This window comes from Amycolatopsis sp. lyj-84, from assembly GCF_046549075.1.
Classification (GTDB): domain Bacteria; phylum Actinomycetota; class Actinomycetes; order Mycobacteriales; family Pseudonocardiaceae; genus Amycolatopsis.
In genome coordinates this window covers 390,589-403,190 of the sequence record NZ_JAJPWO010000007.1, presented here as the reverse complement: position 1 = coordinate 403,190, position 12,602 = coordinate 390,589, and the positions used below count along the sequence as shown (strand labels likewise).

General features: G+C 69.1%; 12 protein-coding genes. 6 read left to right on the top strand and 6 right to left on the bottom strand.

From position 1 onward, the window contains the following. Nucleotides 1–184: 184 nt before the first annotated feature. From ACLJRM_RS23370 to ACLJRM_RS23350, 5 genes are all read right to left on the bottom strand, one after another. Nucleotides 185–1,051, bottom strand: a complete 867-nt coding sequence (locus ACLJRM_RS23370; RefSeq protein WP_410664296.1) for a Ku protein — start codon at nt 1,049–1,051, stop codon at nt 185–187. Between the two features lie 50 nt (nt 1,052–1,101). Then, on the bottom strand, nt 1,102–1,494 hold the full coding sequence (locus ACLJRM_RS23365; RefSeq protein WP_410664329.1) for a hypothetical protein: 393 nt from the start codon (nt 1,492–1,494) through the stop codon (nt 1,102–1,104). Between the two features lie 218 nt (nt 1,495–1,712). Next, nucleotides 1,713–4,022: a [protein-PII] uridylyltransferase gene (locus tag ACLJRM_RS23360; protein WP_410664295.1), complete on the bottom strand. Its 2,310-nt coding sequence runs from the start codon at nt 4,020–4,022 to the stop codon at nt 1,713–1,715. Between the two features lie 9 nt (nt 4,023–4,031). Then, the gene (locus ACLJRM_RS23355) at nt 4,032–4,370 is read right to left on the bottom strand and encodes a P-II family nitrogen regulator (RefSeq protein WP_020630602.1); all 339 of its coding nucleotides are present in this window, start codon (nt 4,368–4,370) and stop codon (nt 4,032–4,034) included. Continuing rightward, nucleotides 4,367–5,761 (bottom strand): ammonium transporter, encoded by a 1,395-nt coding sequence (locus tag ACLJRM_RS23350; RefSeq protein ID WP_168214376.1) that lies wholly within the window; start codon nt 5,759–5,761, stop codon nt 4,367–4,369. Before ACLJRM_RS23350 ends, ACLJRM_RS23355 begins: the two co-directional genes overlap by 4 nt. Nucleotides 5,762–5,936: 175 nt before the next feature. Here ACLJRM_RS23350 and ACLJRM_RS23345 point away from each other — a divergent pair, with 175 nt between their 5' ends. Together ACLJRM_RS23345 and ACLJRM_RS23340 are read left to right on the top strand one after the other, a co-directional pair. Then, on the top strand, nt 5,937–6,797 hold the full coding sequence (locus ACLJRM_RS23345; protein WP_410664294.1) for a putative RNA methyltransferase: 861 nt from the start codon (nt 5,937–5,939) through the stop codon (nt 6,795–6,797). Then, nucleotides 6,797–7,411 carry a (2Fe-2S)-binding protein gene (locus ACLJRM_RS23340; protein WP_410664293.1) on the top strand — a complete coding sequence of 205 codons (615 nt, stop codon included), beginning with the start codon at nt 6,797–6,799 and terminating at the stop codon, nt 7,409–7,411. The genes ACLJRM_RS23345 and ACLJRM_RS23340 overlap by 1 nt, the downstream gene beginning before the upstream one ends. Nucleotides 7,412–7,998: 587 nt before the next feature. Here the strand turns inward: ACLJRM_RS23340 and ACLJRM_RS23335 are convergent. Then, the gene (locus ACLJRM_RS23335; protein WP_101609661.1) at nt 7,999–8,298 is read right to left on the bottom strand and encodes a helix-turn-helix domain-containing protein; all 300 of its coding nucleotides are present in this window, start codon (nt 8,296–8,298) and stop codon (nt 7,999–8,001) included. 348 nt (nt 8,299–8,646) lie between these two features. On the opposite strand from ACLJRM_RS23335, the gene ACLJRM_RS23330 reads away from it, so the two are divergent. The 4 genes from ACLJRM_RS23330 to ACLJRM_RS23315 are packed head-to-tail and all read left to right on the top strand — an operon-like array spanning nt 8,647 to nt 12,590. Further along, complete coding sequence (locus ACLJRM_RS23330) at nt 8,647–9,456, top strand: hypothetical protein (RefSeq protein ID WP_101609662.1); 810 nt, start codon at nt 8,647–8,649, stop codon at nt 9,454–9,456. Next, nucleotides 9,440–10,780 carry a hypothetical protein gene (locus tag ACLJRM_RS23325; RefSeq protein ID WP_410664292.1) on the top strand — a complete coding sequence of 447 codons (1,341 nt, stop codon included), beginning with the start codon at nt 9,440–9,442 and terminating at the stop codon, nt 10,778–10,780. The genes ACLJRM_RS23330 and ACLJRM_RS23325 overlap by 17 nt, the downstream gene beginning before the upstream one ends. Next, on the top strand, nt 10,777–11,241 hold the full coding sequence (locus tag ACLJRM_RS23320; protein WP_410664291.1) for a hypothetical protein: 465 nt from the start codon (nt 10,777–10,779) through the stop codon (nt 11,239–11,241). The genes ACLJRM_RS23325 and ACLJRM_RS23320 overlap by 4 nt, the downstream gene beginning before the upstream one ends. After that, on the top strand, nt 11,238–12,590 hold the full coding sequence (locus ACLJRM_RS23315) for a hypothetical protein (protein ID WP_410664290.1): 1,353 nt from the start codon (nt 11,238–11,240) through the stop codon (nt 12,588–12,590). Before ACLJRM_RS23320 ends, ACLJRM_RS23315 begins: the two co-directional genes overlap by 4 nt. Nucleotides 12,591–12,602: the final 12 nt, after the last annotated feature.

Sequence of the window (12,602 nt, the reverse complement as noted above, 5' to 3'; positions counted from 1 at the left end):
GGCTCGCCTCCCCGCGAGCCGACCGTAAGCACACTTGGCGAGCTTCGCGGGACTTCGTATCGCCGGACCCCCAGTACCAGGCGATTCGCTGCCCGCGCTCTCGCCGCGCGATGGCATAACAATGCCCGGTCACCGCGGGGTCACGGCAGCGTGAAGACCCCCAACTACCCCTGGGTAGAACTACTCAACTGGTCTTGGCCGACGACGCCGACGAAGCCCTCTTCGCCCGCGTCCGCGCCTGACGTGCCTTGTCCGCCGCCTCCTTGGCCTTCTCCACAGGCGCGCGGTCGGCCTCGACCGCGCTTCGCTGCAGAGCCGCCAGTAGCCGCGTCACGCCCTCCGCCTGTTCGGCGGCGGTCGGCTGGAGGACGTCGTCGCCGTCCAGCTTGGCCTGGATGAGCGCTTCGAGCGCTTCCCGGTAGCGATCGGTGTACCGGCCGGGGTCGAAGTCCTGCGTGAGGTCTTCGATCAGCGAGACCGCGTTCCGCAGCTCCCCGCGCCGCAGGTCGACGTCCTCGTGCAGGAACGGGAAGTCGGGCCGCCGGATCTCGTCGGGCCACAGCATCGTCTCGAGCAGGATCACCTGGTCCCGCACGCGCAGCGCGCCCAGCGTTTCGCGCTGCCTCAGCGTCACCTTCACGATCGCGATCCGCCCGGACTGCTGCAGCGCCTCGCTCAACAGCACGTACGGCTTGGTACCCGAGGGCTCGGGTTCGAGGTAGTAGCTGCGCGCGAAGTACATCGAGTCGACCTGCTCGGCCGGGGTGAAGCCGACGACGTCCATCGACTGGGTGGTCGGCGCGAGCAACGAAGCGAAGTCACCGCCGGTCAGCAGGACGACGTCGCCGTTGGGAACGGGGTGGCCCTTGGCGATCTCGGCCGCGGGCACCTCGGCGCCGTCGACCTCGCAGACCCACTTCACCCGCACCCGGCCGCCGTCCGGCTCGTGCACCTGGTGGAGGGGGACGTTGTGCTCTTCGGTCGCGCTGTACGCCTTCACCGGAATGGCGTAGGTCCCGAATCCGATCGTGCCTTTCCACACCGCCCGCATGGCCCACCTCCGCCTGGTCAGCGTATCCACGGGCCGAAGCGGCGGGACAGCTACAAACGGGTGTCAGGGGCGACTGATTCGCTCACACATTCGAATGACGGCCGCGACTCGGCGAGTGCTTCGGCCGAACAGCCTACAGCGGTGGCGGCCGCTCGGAGTACTTCCGCAACAACCTCGACATCGATCGTCCTGGCGGTGGCCAGCACGCCTTCTCCCCCGACCTCGACCCGGCCCGCCATGCCCTCGAGCGCGATGGCCAAGGCCTGCTGGCCCGCGACGAGGTGCCGCACCACCTTGAGCAGTTCGGGCACGGTCGCGGCGGTACCGGACGCGGTCAGCGAGACGGCGAGGTCGTCCGCGCAGGCCCGGAAGTGGGAGGCGACGACGGTCGGCGGCAGCGTGAGCCGCTGCGGCCCTGGCGGGTTCTGCTCGTGACCCAGCACGCGCTCACCGCCCTCCGGATCCTTCGGGTCTCGACCGCGCACATCCTGCCACCGCCACCCTCCGCCCTTCGCGCGACACCCCGTTCACCGTGCCCGCCATAACCGGAAGGCGCCGTTCCGAAACCCGAAACCCTTGCCGGACAAGGGGTCCGAGGTGGATGGATTCGTGGCACGGGCCGGATCACAGCACGAATAAAGAAGTCGTCACCACTTTCCGATCAGGAAGCCGCGGCCAGCAGCGCGGCTTCGATCTTCGACCGCCACGCCTGGTCGACCCGGCCGGTCCGCGGCGCGACGGCGAACGAGTCGACGACCGCGCCGCCGAGGGTGGCCACCTTCGCCCAGCGCACCTCGGCCTCGCAGCGCCGCAGCGCGCCCGCGACCCGGTACAGGAGCCCGATCCGGTTCGCGGCCCGCAGCTCGACCACGACCGTGTCCTGCCCGCTGGTCTCGTCGTCGAACCAGATCACCTTCGCGTTCGCGGTGGGAGTCTCGCCGTAGTCCCGTTCCTTCGCCGCGAGCCGCTGGGTCAGCGGCATCGTCCCGGCCACCGCCCTGGCGAACTGCTCACGCAGCAACGTGACGTCGGGCAGCGAGCCGAACTTCGGCGACGCGGTGAACACCCCCGCCCGTCCCCCGTCGTGCCCGCGCAGCACCGCCGCGTGGACCTCCAGTGAGTTCAGCGCGAGCACACCCGCGGCGGGAGCCAGCAGTTCGGCACGGGCCGGGACCGCGAGCACCACGGTCACGACCTTGCCCGCGGCGGTGATCCGCACCTCGCCGCGGCCGGACGCGACGGCCTCGGCGACGAGTTCCCGTTGCTCGGCGCCCATCGGCTCCGGCGGGAGGAAACCCTTGCCGTGCAACGCCTCTTCGCAACCGGACACGAGTTCGGCGAGCAGGCGGGCCTTCCAGTCGGTCCACACGCCCGGTCCGGTGGCCAGCGAATCGGCCGTCGTCAGCGCGTGCAGCAACTCCAGCAGGACCAGGTTCTCGTCGAGGGTCTTCGTCACCCGCTGGATCGTGGCCGGATCGCTGATGTCCCGCCGCGTCGCGGTATGCGGGAGCAGCAGGTGATGCCGCACCATCGCCGACACCAGTGCCACGTCAGGCTCCGACAGCCCGAGCCGGGCCGCCACCTGGGCACTGATCTTCGCGCCGAGTTCGGAATGGTCCGCGTCCCGGCCCTTGCCGATGTCGTGCAACAGCGCGCCGATCAGCAACAGATCCGGCCGCGAAACGGTGGTCGTCAGTTTCGACGCCTCCACCGCGGCGCGCACGAGATGCCGGTCGACGGTCCACGAGTGCACCGGCGACCTCGGCGGGAGATCCCGCACCGCCCCCCATTCGGGGAACAACCGTGCCCAGAGACCTGTCCGATCGAGCGCTTCGACGGCGTCGACGAGTCCTTCGCCCGCTCCGAGCAGCTCCACCAGTGCCTTGAGGGCGTCGGCGGGCCACGGCGCGCGCAGTTCCGGCGCCGTTTCGGCGAGCGCCCGCAGGGTCCCGTGCGAAATCGGCTTCCGGATCCGGGCCGACGCGGCGGCGACCCGCAGCAGCAGCGCCGGATCCTTGGCGGGCACCGCGTCCCGCGCCAGCGCGACCTCGTTCCCGTGCAGGACCACACCTTCGTCGAGCGGCGTCCGCACCGGCCGCCGCCCGAATCGTGCCCTGGGTGGTTCCACAGTGGACCGGAGGGCGACGTCGACCGCGTACGCGATCGTCCGCCCGACACCGGAAAGCTTGCGCGCCAAGGTGAACCGATCGCCGAAGCCGAGTTCGCCCGCGACCGTCTCGGCCTCCGGCGCGCTGAGGATGTCGCGCTCCCGGCGCAGTTCCTTGCGCAGTTCGGTCCGGACGTCGAGCAGCAGGCTCTTGGCCTCCAGCAGTTCCTCGCCGGGCCTCGCCGTCAGCTGTGCCGCCGCCAACGCTTCCAAAACGGCGAAGTCACGAAGCCCTCCCCGGCCGTGCTTGAGATCGGGCTCGGCGGACTGCGCGATCTCGCCACTGCGGGCCCAGCGCTGACGCACCGCGTCCGACAGCTCGCCGACCCGCTTCCTGGCCGTCCGCCGCCACTCGTCCCGCGCCGCGGCCGCCAGCCTTGCGGTGATCTCGGCGTCCCCGGCGATATGGCGGATGTCGAGCAGCCCCATCGCGGTCCGCAGGTCCTCGGACGCCACTTTCAGCGCCTCGCCCGGTGTGCGGACCGAGTGGTCGAGGCCGATTTTGGCGTCCCACAACGGGTACCAGATCGCGTCGGCGATCTCACCGACGCGGGAGTTGCCGTTGTGCAGCAACAACAGGTCGAGGTCGGAGAAGGGCACCAGTTCCCGGCGCCCCAGGCCGCCCACGGCGGCCAGCGCGACACCGGGTTCAGCGGTGTCGACGCCGGCCGCCGCGGCGCCCTTGCCCAACCAGAATTCGTAGAGATCGACCAGGGCCGCCCGCAGCGCGGCCGCCCCCAGCCTCCCGTGCCTGCCCTCGAGCAATCGCTCGGTGGCCTTGACCAGCTCACCCCCGTCAGCCATCCCTGACGCCTATAGGGCGTCCGAGCCGCGTTCGCCGGTTCGTACCCGGATCACCGTCTCGACCGGCGTCACCCAGATCTTCCCGTCACCGATCTTTCCGGTGTGGGCGGCCGTGGTGATCGCGTCGAGGACCTTCTCGACGTTGGAGTCGTCGGTGACGACCTCCACCCGCAGCTTCGCCACGAAGTCCACGGAGTACTCCGCTCCCCGGTAGACCTCGGTGTGGCCCTTCTGCCTGCCGTAGCCCTGCACCTCGCTGACCGTCATGCCGAGCACGCCCAGCTGTTCCAGCGCGGAACGGACGTCGTCGAGCGTGAACGGCTTGACGATCGCGGTGATCAGCTTCATGCCTTGCTCTCCTCGAGTTTCGTGGCCGCGTTGCCGGTGGGCGCCTTGACCGGGATGCTGGTCGGCTGGCCGAGGCCGCCGCCCGAACCGGTGAAGTCGTACGCGCTCTCCGCGTGCTGGGCCTCATCGATACCACTGACCTCGTCCTCCGCGCTGACGCGGAACCCGCCGAGCTTCTTGATCACCCAGCCGATGACGAAGGTGAGCACGAACGAGTAGCCGAGGACCACGGCCGCCGCGAGCGCCTGCTTGCCGAGCTGGCCGAGGCCGCCGCCGTAGAACAGGCCGTCGACGCCGAGCGAGTTGACGCTGGTGGTGCCGAAGAAGCCGATGAGCAGCGTACCGACCAGACCACCCACGAGGTGGACGCCGACGACGTCGAGGGAGTCGTCGAAACCGAAGCGGAACTTGAGGCTGATCGCCAGGGCGCACAGGGCACCGGCGATGAGGCCGATGGCGATGGCACCCAGCGGGCTGACGAACCCGGCCGCCGGGGTGATCGCGACGAGACCCGCGACGGCACCGGAAGCGGCACCCAGCGTGGTCGGCTTGCCGATCTTGATCTGCTCGATGATCAGCCAGCCGAGGATGGCGGCCGCGGTCGCGACGGTGGTGTTGGTGAACGCGACGGCGGCGAGGTCGTTGGCGGCCAGCGACGAACCGGCGTTGAAGCCGTACCAGCCGAACCACAGCAACGCGGCACCCAGAAGCACGAACGGCACGTTGTGCGGACGTCCGGTGCCCTTCGGCCAGCCCTTGCGCTTGCCGAGCACGATCGCCAGCGCCAGACCGGCCGCGCCGGCGTTGATGTGGACCGCGGTACCGCCCGCGAAGTCGAGTGCCTTGAGCTGGTTGGCGATCCAGCCGCCGACCGAATCGGCGCCGATGAAGCCGTTGAACGAGAACACCCAGTGCGCCACCGGGAAGTACACGATGGTCACCCACACCGCGACGAACAGCGTCCAGCCCCAGAACTTGGCTCGGTCGGCGATGGCGCCGGAGATCAGTGCGGGCGTGATGATCGCGAACATCAGCTGGAACATCACGAAGGCGAACAGCGGCAGCCCGTCCGCGCCGGGCCAGGCGACCTCGGGCGCGGTGTCGGTCGCGGCGGTCGCGAACCCGGCGAGTTTGCCGGAGATGTTCGAGAGACCGGCGAAGTCGAAGTTACCGAGCAACCCTCCGCCGATATCGTTGCCGAACGCCATCGTGAAGCCGTACAGCGTCCAGAGGACACCGACGACGGCGAGCGCGATGAAGTTCATCATCAACATGTTCAAAACGCTCTTCGCGCGGACCATGCCGCCGTAGAAGAACGCCAATCCCGGTGTCATGAGCATGACCAGCGCGGCGCTGATCAGTACCCATGCCGTGTCTCCTGCGTTCAGCACAATCTTCCTCCCGTGCCTGGGGTGTACTGCGCAGGAATTTTTGGACCGGGGTGTTTCCTCGGGCGGCGATTCAGGTTTCACCCGCGTGAACTGTCGGTGCGGCGTTGTTACGTCCAGGTTTCCGCAGACCTGGTGCGTTCTGTCCGGTTGCGAAACGTCGTGGTCGAATAGCCCCATGAACGCACGTGCATCCGGCAATCACCCGCTGCCACCGGAGATCGTCCGGTCACTGCGGTGTTCGCTCTGCGGTGACCCGGTCGGGGCAATCGAGCACACGGTGCGTTGTGAACGTGGCCACTCGTTCGACGTAGCGAAGCAGGGGTACGTCAATCTTCTGCACGCGCGCATCCCCGCGGGCACGGCGGACACCGCGCCGATGGTCGCGGCTCGCGTCGACCTCCTCGCTTCGGGTGTCTATCTCCCTCTCGCCGACGCACTCGCGAAGGTGGCTTCAGAGCACCTACAGGACGGGCTGATCATCGACGCCGGCGCGGGCACGGGGTACTACCTCGCGCACGTGCTCGAGGCCGTCCCCGCCGCGCACGGGCTGGCGCTCGACGTCTCCGCCGTCGCCCTGCGCCGGGCCGCTCGCGCACACGCGCGCGCGGGCGCGGCCGTGTGGAATCTGTGGGAGCCCTGGCCGGTGGCGGACTCGAGCGCGTCGCTGATCCTCAACGTCTTCGCGCCCCGCAACGCCTCACAGTTCCATCGAGTCCTGACCGCGGACGGGCTGCTGGTCGTCGCGACGCCGAACCCCGGGCATCTCCGGGAGTTGGGCGACCTGGTGATCTCCGTCGACGGCGGCAAGGACGCGCGGCTGGAGGAAACCCTCGGCGAGCGTTTCGGCCGGGTGGACCGGCGCGATGTCACCGAACGGGTGACACTGTCGCCCGCCCAGATCCGCCAGGTCGTCGAGATGGGCCCGAGCGCGCACCACCTCCACCGCGACGGACGCCGCGAGCGGCTCGACGCGATCGCCGAGTCGGTGGACGTCACCACGTCGTTCAGCGTCACGCTGTACCGGCCGGTGCCCTGATGGAGGCGCCCGCGACCCTGCTCGCCGACGCGGCCTGGGTCAGCGCCCGCATCGGCGGCGCCGCCAAGCTCTACGGCTGTTCCCGGCCCGAGGTCCTCGGCACGATCTGGTGGTACTCGCTCTCCTCGGTCCTCGTGGCGCCGTCAGTCGAGTCGCTCGTGCGGGGTGAGCCGTTGGATCCGTCGCTCGACGCCGTCACCATCGACCTCGTCCCGGACGGCCGCTTCACCGGCGCGCGGTCGTCACGGGTCCTTTCCGGCGGTCTGGCCGAACTCGGCGAAGCGTTCGCCGGGGCACTGGGCACGGCGATCGGCACCATCTCGGACGTCACGGGGGCGAATCCGCGCGCACTGGGCGCGATCGCGACGGATTCGATCGGCAACCGCCTCCTGTGGACCGGCGACACCGAACGGGCGATCGCGCTGGCGGCCCCGCTCGTGACCGCGATCGGGCTCGGGATGCCGGAGCCGCGGTTCTCCCGCATCGGGCGGAACACCGTGGTGCGCCGTGCTTCCTGCTGCCTGATCTACGAAGCGGGAAATCCGAAGTGCACCAGTTGCCCCCGGCAGACCCCGGAGGAACGGGACCGGCGCCTTCGGGCCGCTCTCGGTTAGAGGCCGGTCCGTGGCCAAAGTGCCGGAACGCGTCGGTCCGGGTGGTCGTGAGTGGCGATTCGTGTTCTGTTGAGGAGAAGGGCAAACGTGGCGTGCTCGTGCCGTTTTCGGTGTCGGTCGTGGGGTGGGTGTGGTGAAAGCCTCGTTCGCAACGGTGAAGGTTGGGAACGTGGCTTTCACGACCCTGTTGTCCTCGGTGACGCTGTTCCTGGCCGGGGCTGGAAGTGCCGGCCGTGTGATCAGAGACGGATCACGTGTGCTTGGAGCCGGATCACGCGTGATCGGGCGACGATCACGGAGTTCGCCTTCTGATCACGCGAGATCCGGCTCCAATCACGCGAGTCACGCCTTCGTTCACCTTGGGTCCAGCCACAACGCCACCATGAAGGCCACACCAGCCTCCCGGGACGTCGCGAAAGCCACCTTCGCGACATCAGACCTCCCGAAAGTGGCTTTCGCGACACGACCACTCGGCACCGGACGCAGCGAAGGACACCTTCACCCCGTCACCGGCCCCACCCACGACCACGCCACGTTTGACCTTCCCCTCAATAACCCGAATCGCCACTCACGACCACCTGGACCGATCACACCGCGGCGAGATTCTCTCCCGTCAACGCGGCCACCATCGCCGCCCGGGAACCGACCCCCAGTTTGGTGAAGATCCGGCGCATATGCGCGGAAACCGTGTTCAGGCTGATTTCCAGTACGCCGGCGATCTGCTTGTTCGTATAGCCCCGGCCCACCATGCGCGCGACTTCGTGCTCGCGCGGGCTGAGCAGATCGTGCGGTTCCGGCGTCACCGGTACGAGCAGGCATCTGACGCCGTACTCGGTGACGTCCAGCAACGGTTTCCGCTGCACCGTGGCACCGTCGTTCAGTTCCATCACACGCCTGACGAGTGATCTCGCCAGATTTCGTACGGCTTCGTCCTCTGTAACGACCTTCGTCCGTTGCCGCGCGAGATCATGTATCGCTGGCGCAGGAAATCCGACCGCCGGGCCCATGGACATAGACCGGCCTCCCCCCTCTTGGTCTCCCTCCCTCTCTAGCAAACCCCTCCGACAGGAAAAGCGCATCGTCGATTTGTGTGACAGGTACGAACTAGTCGGTTCATGTCACACAAGAACGTGTGACTACCGGTACCCCCCGATGCGCGGGCAGTGTCGGTCCCGTGCTCACCGACGCGCCGCGCCGGCGATCGCGGATTTTCACCGGAGCAGAGGAGAACCGTTATGAGCCGTGGCTATGCGGCAGTGGACGGCGAGCTGGAAGACGAGCTGAGCCGTGAACTCGAGGCCGAGTTCGAAAACGAACTCGAAGACGAGCTGGAAGGCGAATTCGAAGACGAGGACGAGTTCGAAGACGAGGTCGGCGGGCTGGCCCGGGAGCTCGAAGACGAGCTGGAGGACGAGGCCTACGGCGAGTACGAGGACGAAGACGAATTCGAGGCCGAGTTCGAGGCCGTCGTCCGCGAACTCGAGGACGAGTTCGAACTGGAATCCGAGGACGAGGACTTCGCCCATCCGGGACGGCGGGTCTATTCCGACGCCGAGATGATGGCGCAACTGGCCTTCCAGGCCGAAAACGCGGAGACCGAGGACGAGGCGGAGGCCTTCCTCGGCGCGCTCGCGCCGCTGGCGTTCCAGGCGGCGAGATGGGCGGCACCGAAGATCATCAAGCACGGTCCGCAGCTGATCCGCGGCGCGGTCAACCTGGGCCGCAAGCTGTGGCGGAACCCGGCGACCCGCCGCGCCGTCCGGCACATCCCGAAGATCATCGGGCGCACCGCGCGCGATGTCGGGCGCCGATATGCCGACGGCCAACCGATCAACGCCCGCTACATCACGCGCAGGCTGGTCGGCCACACCGTGAACAGCGCGCAGAACGCGCCCGCGAACCGGCGGAGCCGGCAGCGCGGTCGCGGCCGTCCCCAGCAGCGCCGCCGTCGTCCCGCGGCCCGTGGCGGGCGCAAGACGCAGTCCCGTGCGCGTTCGGGCGCCGCCCGCCGCGGCAAGGCGCGCGGCCGTGCGCGCCGCCGCTGAGGCGCGGCCCGCGACATCCGGTGAAGCGGCCTCGTCCACCGGATCCCGGCGGGCGGGGCCATCCGGAGACGAGCTGACGGCTTGGGTCCTGTCCCAGGCCACCAACGTGGAACGGCATCTGGAGGCGCTGCGGCCATTCCGCTGGTCCGAGTTCGGCGATCCGGCCACCGGCCCGAGCCGGGCCCATCTCGCGGCGGTCAACCGGACGATGGCGACCTTGCGGGAGCCGTTGTTCTCCGCCACCCGCTCGGCGCGCCGCGCGGCGGACGAGGCGGTGGCGCGGCCGGGACAGGCGGAACTGGCGCGGCTGCTGCGGGCGAAGTCCCGGGCACAGCACTGGGTCAAGACCACCGAACGGGTCTGGGACTTCTACCTAGACCTGTTCAACCAGCGCCAGGGCGCGTTCGCCCCATGGCTGGTGGCCTGCGACAGGGTGGCACTCGACTGCTACCAGTATGCCTACCTCGGAATCGGGAGCTGGCGGTCGATCCCGACCCCGCCGCCGTTCTGTTATCTGCGCACCGGCTCCGGCCCGGCCACCTCGCGCCGCGGGATCCCCTTGCGGCGCTTGGGAAACCGGCTCAACCCGTTTCCGCTGATCCAGCTCCCGTACCACCGGCTGGTGAATCCGTGGACGCTCGGCGCGGTCCTGCACGAGGTGAGCCACAACCTGCAGAACGACCTGGGACTCGCCAGGGCGATCCCGTTGCAGGTGGCGGCACGGCTCGTCGAAGCGGGGGTGCCGAGGCCGATCACCGGCGTCTGGGTCAGGTGGAACCGCGAGACGTTCGCCGACCTGTCCGCGCTGTTGCTGGGCGGCCCGGCGGTGGTCGGTTCGCTGTTCGACGTCATCGGGCGGACCGAACTCGAAACGATGGGATTCACCCCGCGCGCGGTGCATCCGGTGCCGTATCTCCGCGCGAAGATCTCGGTGGAGTTGTTGCTCCGCATGGGTTTCACTCGCCACGCGGAGAGCTACGCGGCGACGTGGCACAAGTTGTACCCGAGGGCGAAGCTGATCAACGCGCCGTCGGCGCTGCTGAAGACGGCGGACAAGGCGATCCCCGCGGTGGTGGACGCGATGTGCTTCACCTCGTTCCCCTCGCTGGGCCATCGCCCGCTGGCGAAGGTGCTGCGGTTCGAGGCCAAGGAACAGGCGATGATCGAGGAAGCCGCGGAAAGACTGGCGGGCGGCGTTTCCCCGGGTGTGGTCCCGGAACGCTTCCTGATCGGCGCGGTCCGGTTCGCGCTCGAAGAACGGATGTCGACACCGAGACGACTGTTCGGCTTCTTCATGGAAGAACTCGGCAGGAGGGCGAGATGACACTCCACACCGAATTCTCCCGGCTGGGCACGGAAGTGAACCTGGTGGCCGCCTGCTGGCGGGCACTGGAGATCAGCGCCGCCGAGGACAGGCCCGCCGGCGTCGGGCTCGCCGCGGCGGATCATCTCGCCGAAGTCGTCCTCGACGGCACCGGCGAGGTCGAGGCGGCCACTCGCGCGACACAGCGTCCGGTGAGCGCGGAGTCGTTGCACACCACGGCGTCGTCACTGCTGAAGCTGCGGCGGCGGGTGGACGGGCAGTGCCGTTCGCATCACGCGGTTTCCGGGCTGCTGCGCGCGGTGCACGGACGGGAGCAGGAATGGCGTGGCTGGGCGAAGAGCTTTCACGCCGGGGTGGACCAGTGCGCCGCCGCCTTGTCCTCGGCGGAGGACGTGATGGTGCGGTGCTGGCGTGAAGCAGTGGAACTGGCCGAATTCAAGGGATGTGGGGCGACCCGATGACGATCAACGACGACCGCGGAGCGACGTTGCCGCGTGCACAGGACATCGACAGCGCGTACCCGCTGTCGACCGGGCAGTACCCACCGCGGGCGGCGGCCTCCGGCGAACTCGCCGAACAGACGATCAGCGACGCGCTCGGCTGGAAGTGGCGCGCGGGCGACACCAAGGGCTTCGTGGCGGCGCTGACCGGGAGTTTCGAGCTGAAGGAGGTCCAAGGGCGTACTGAAGCCAAGTGGACTCCGCGAGGGTATGCGATTCAAGCCGACCTCGGCGCCGTCACCGGCGGCCAGGCCTCGCTCGCGGCCCGTGCCCGAAGCGCGGTGAAGGACTCGCTGGCGCTGCTCGACTCGCTCCGTCCACTGAGGACGGACACGGATCCCGAGAACGCCGAGAGCTACCGGGCCCTGGTCCGGCACGACCTCGAACAGATCCGGCAGGAGCTGGAGAGCCCGCTGATCCGCGTGGCGCGGGTCGATCAGCTCTTCCTGCTGCTGCTCGGGAACGGCGGCGACCCGGTGCAAGGACACCTCGGCCAGCTGCGGGACGAGCTCGGCCTGGTCTCGGGCAAGGTCAACACGATCGAGGAGGAGCGGATCCAGACCTCCTTCATCACACTGGCGGATTGGGTGGTCTCGTTGTTCCGGGGCTGGCAGGACGCGCGCGACAAGATCGATCCGTTCTCGCAGCCGGCGGGCGGCCAGCCGTTCTTCGGCCCCGCCGTGGTCGCTCTCTCACGACTGCTGTCGGCGACGGCGTCCCAGGTCGACGAGGTCGTCGCGATGCTGCGGTCGGTGTTCATCCAGCAGGAGGACCTCGAAGTGCTCCGTGTCCCCGATCCGGTGGGCGGGACCATGTCGCTCGGCGGACTGCTGCGCTGGATCCGCGAGTTCGCCACCTACGAGGGCGGCAAGCTGATCGAGTCGGCGGGCAAGGAGGGCGTCAGCACATCGTTCATCCAGATCGCGAGGCGGTTGCAGCGGATCGTGGCGAACCTTCCCCGGCAGAACCCCGGTGGCTCCAACGGGGACGTGCCCGGCAACTTCCGCGCGTCGCTTCCCCCGGGCTTCTTCAGCTCCCGCGTGCAGCGGGCCATCGACGAACTCGACGACCACCTCCAGGAGGTCGTCCGGATCGCCGAGCCGATCGGGCGGGGAGGCTCGCCGTCGTCGGCTGGGCCGAATTCGCCCGCGCCGCCCACCCCGCAGCTCACGTCGCCGTCCGGCCGGACACCGGCGGTGCCGTCGGTCGCCGAACTCCGTGAAGGGCACGGCTTCCAGGAGGAGCAGACACCACCCGAGGCGGAGGAACCGCCGAAACCCCGGACCACGCGCAAACGGCCCGGGCAGTAGCCGGACCCGTAC

Bases quoted from the DNA above. Each gene is read 5' to 3' on its own strand.
- ACLJRM_RS23340 (WP_410664293.1), top strand. From the start codon at position 6,797: ATGGAGGCGCCCGCGACCCTGCTCGCCGACGCGGCCTGGGTCAGCGCC.
- ACLJRM_RS23360 (WP_410664295.1), bottom strand. From the start codon at position 4,022: ATGGCTGACGGGGGTGAGCTGGTCAAGGCCACCGAGCGATTGCTCGAG.
- ACLJRM_RS23330 (WP_101609662.1), top strand. From the start codon at position 8,647: ATGAGCCGTGGCTATGCGGCAGTGGACGGCGAGCTGGAAGACGAGCTG.
- ACLJRM_RS23320 (WP_410664291.1), top strand. From the start codon at position 10,777: ATGACACTCCACACCGAATTCTCCCGGCTGGGCACGGAAGTGAACCTG.
- ACLJRM_RS23335 (WP_101609661.1), bottom strand. From the start codon at position 8,298: ATGGAACTGAACGACGGTGCCACGGTGCAGCGGAAACCGTTGCTGGAC.
- ACLJRM_RS23355 (WP_020630602.1), bottom strand. From the start codon at position 4,370: ATGAAGCTGATCACCGCGATCGTCAAGCCGTTCACGCTCGACGACGTC.
- ACLJRM_RS23345 (WP_410664294.1), top strand. From the start codon at position 5,937: ATGAACGCACGTGCATCCGGCAATCACCCGCTGCCACCGGAGATCGTC.
- ACLJRM_RS23370 (WP_410664296.1), bottom strand. From the start codon at position 1,051: ATGCGGGCGGTGTGGAAAGGCACGATCGGATTCGGGACCTACGCCATT.
- ACLJRM_RS23315 (WP_410664290.1), top strand. From the start codon at position 11,238: ATGACGATCAACGACGACCGCGGAGCGACGTTGCCGCGTGCACAGGAC.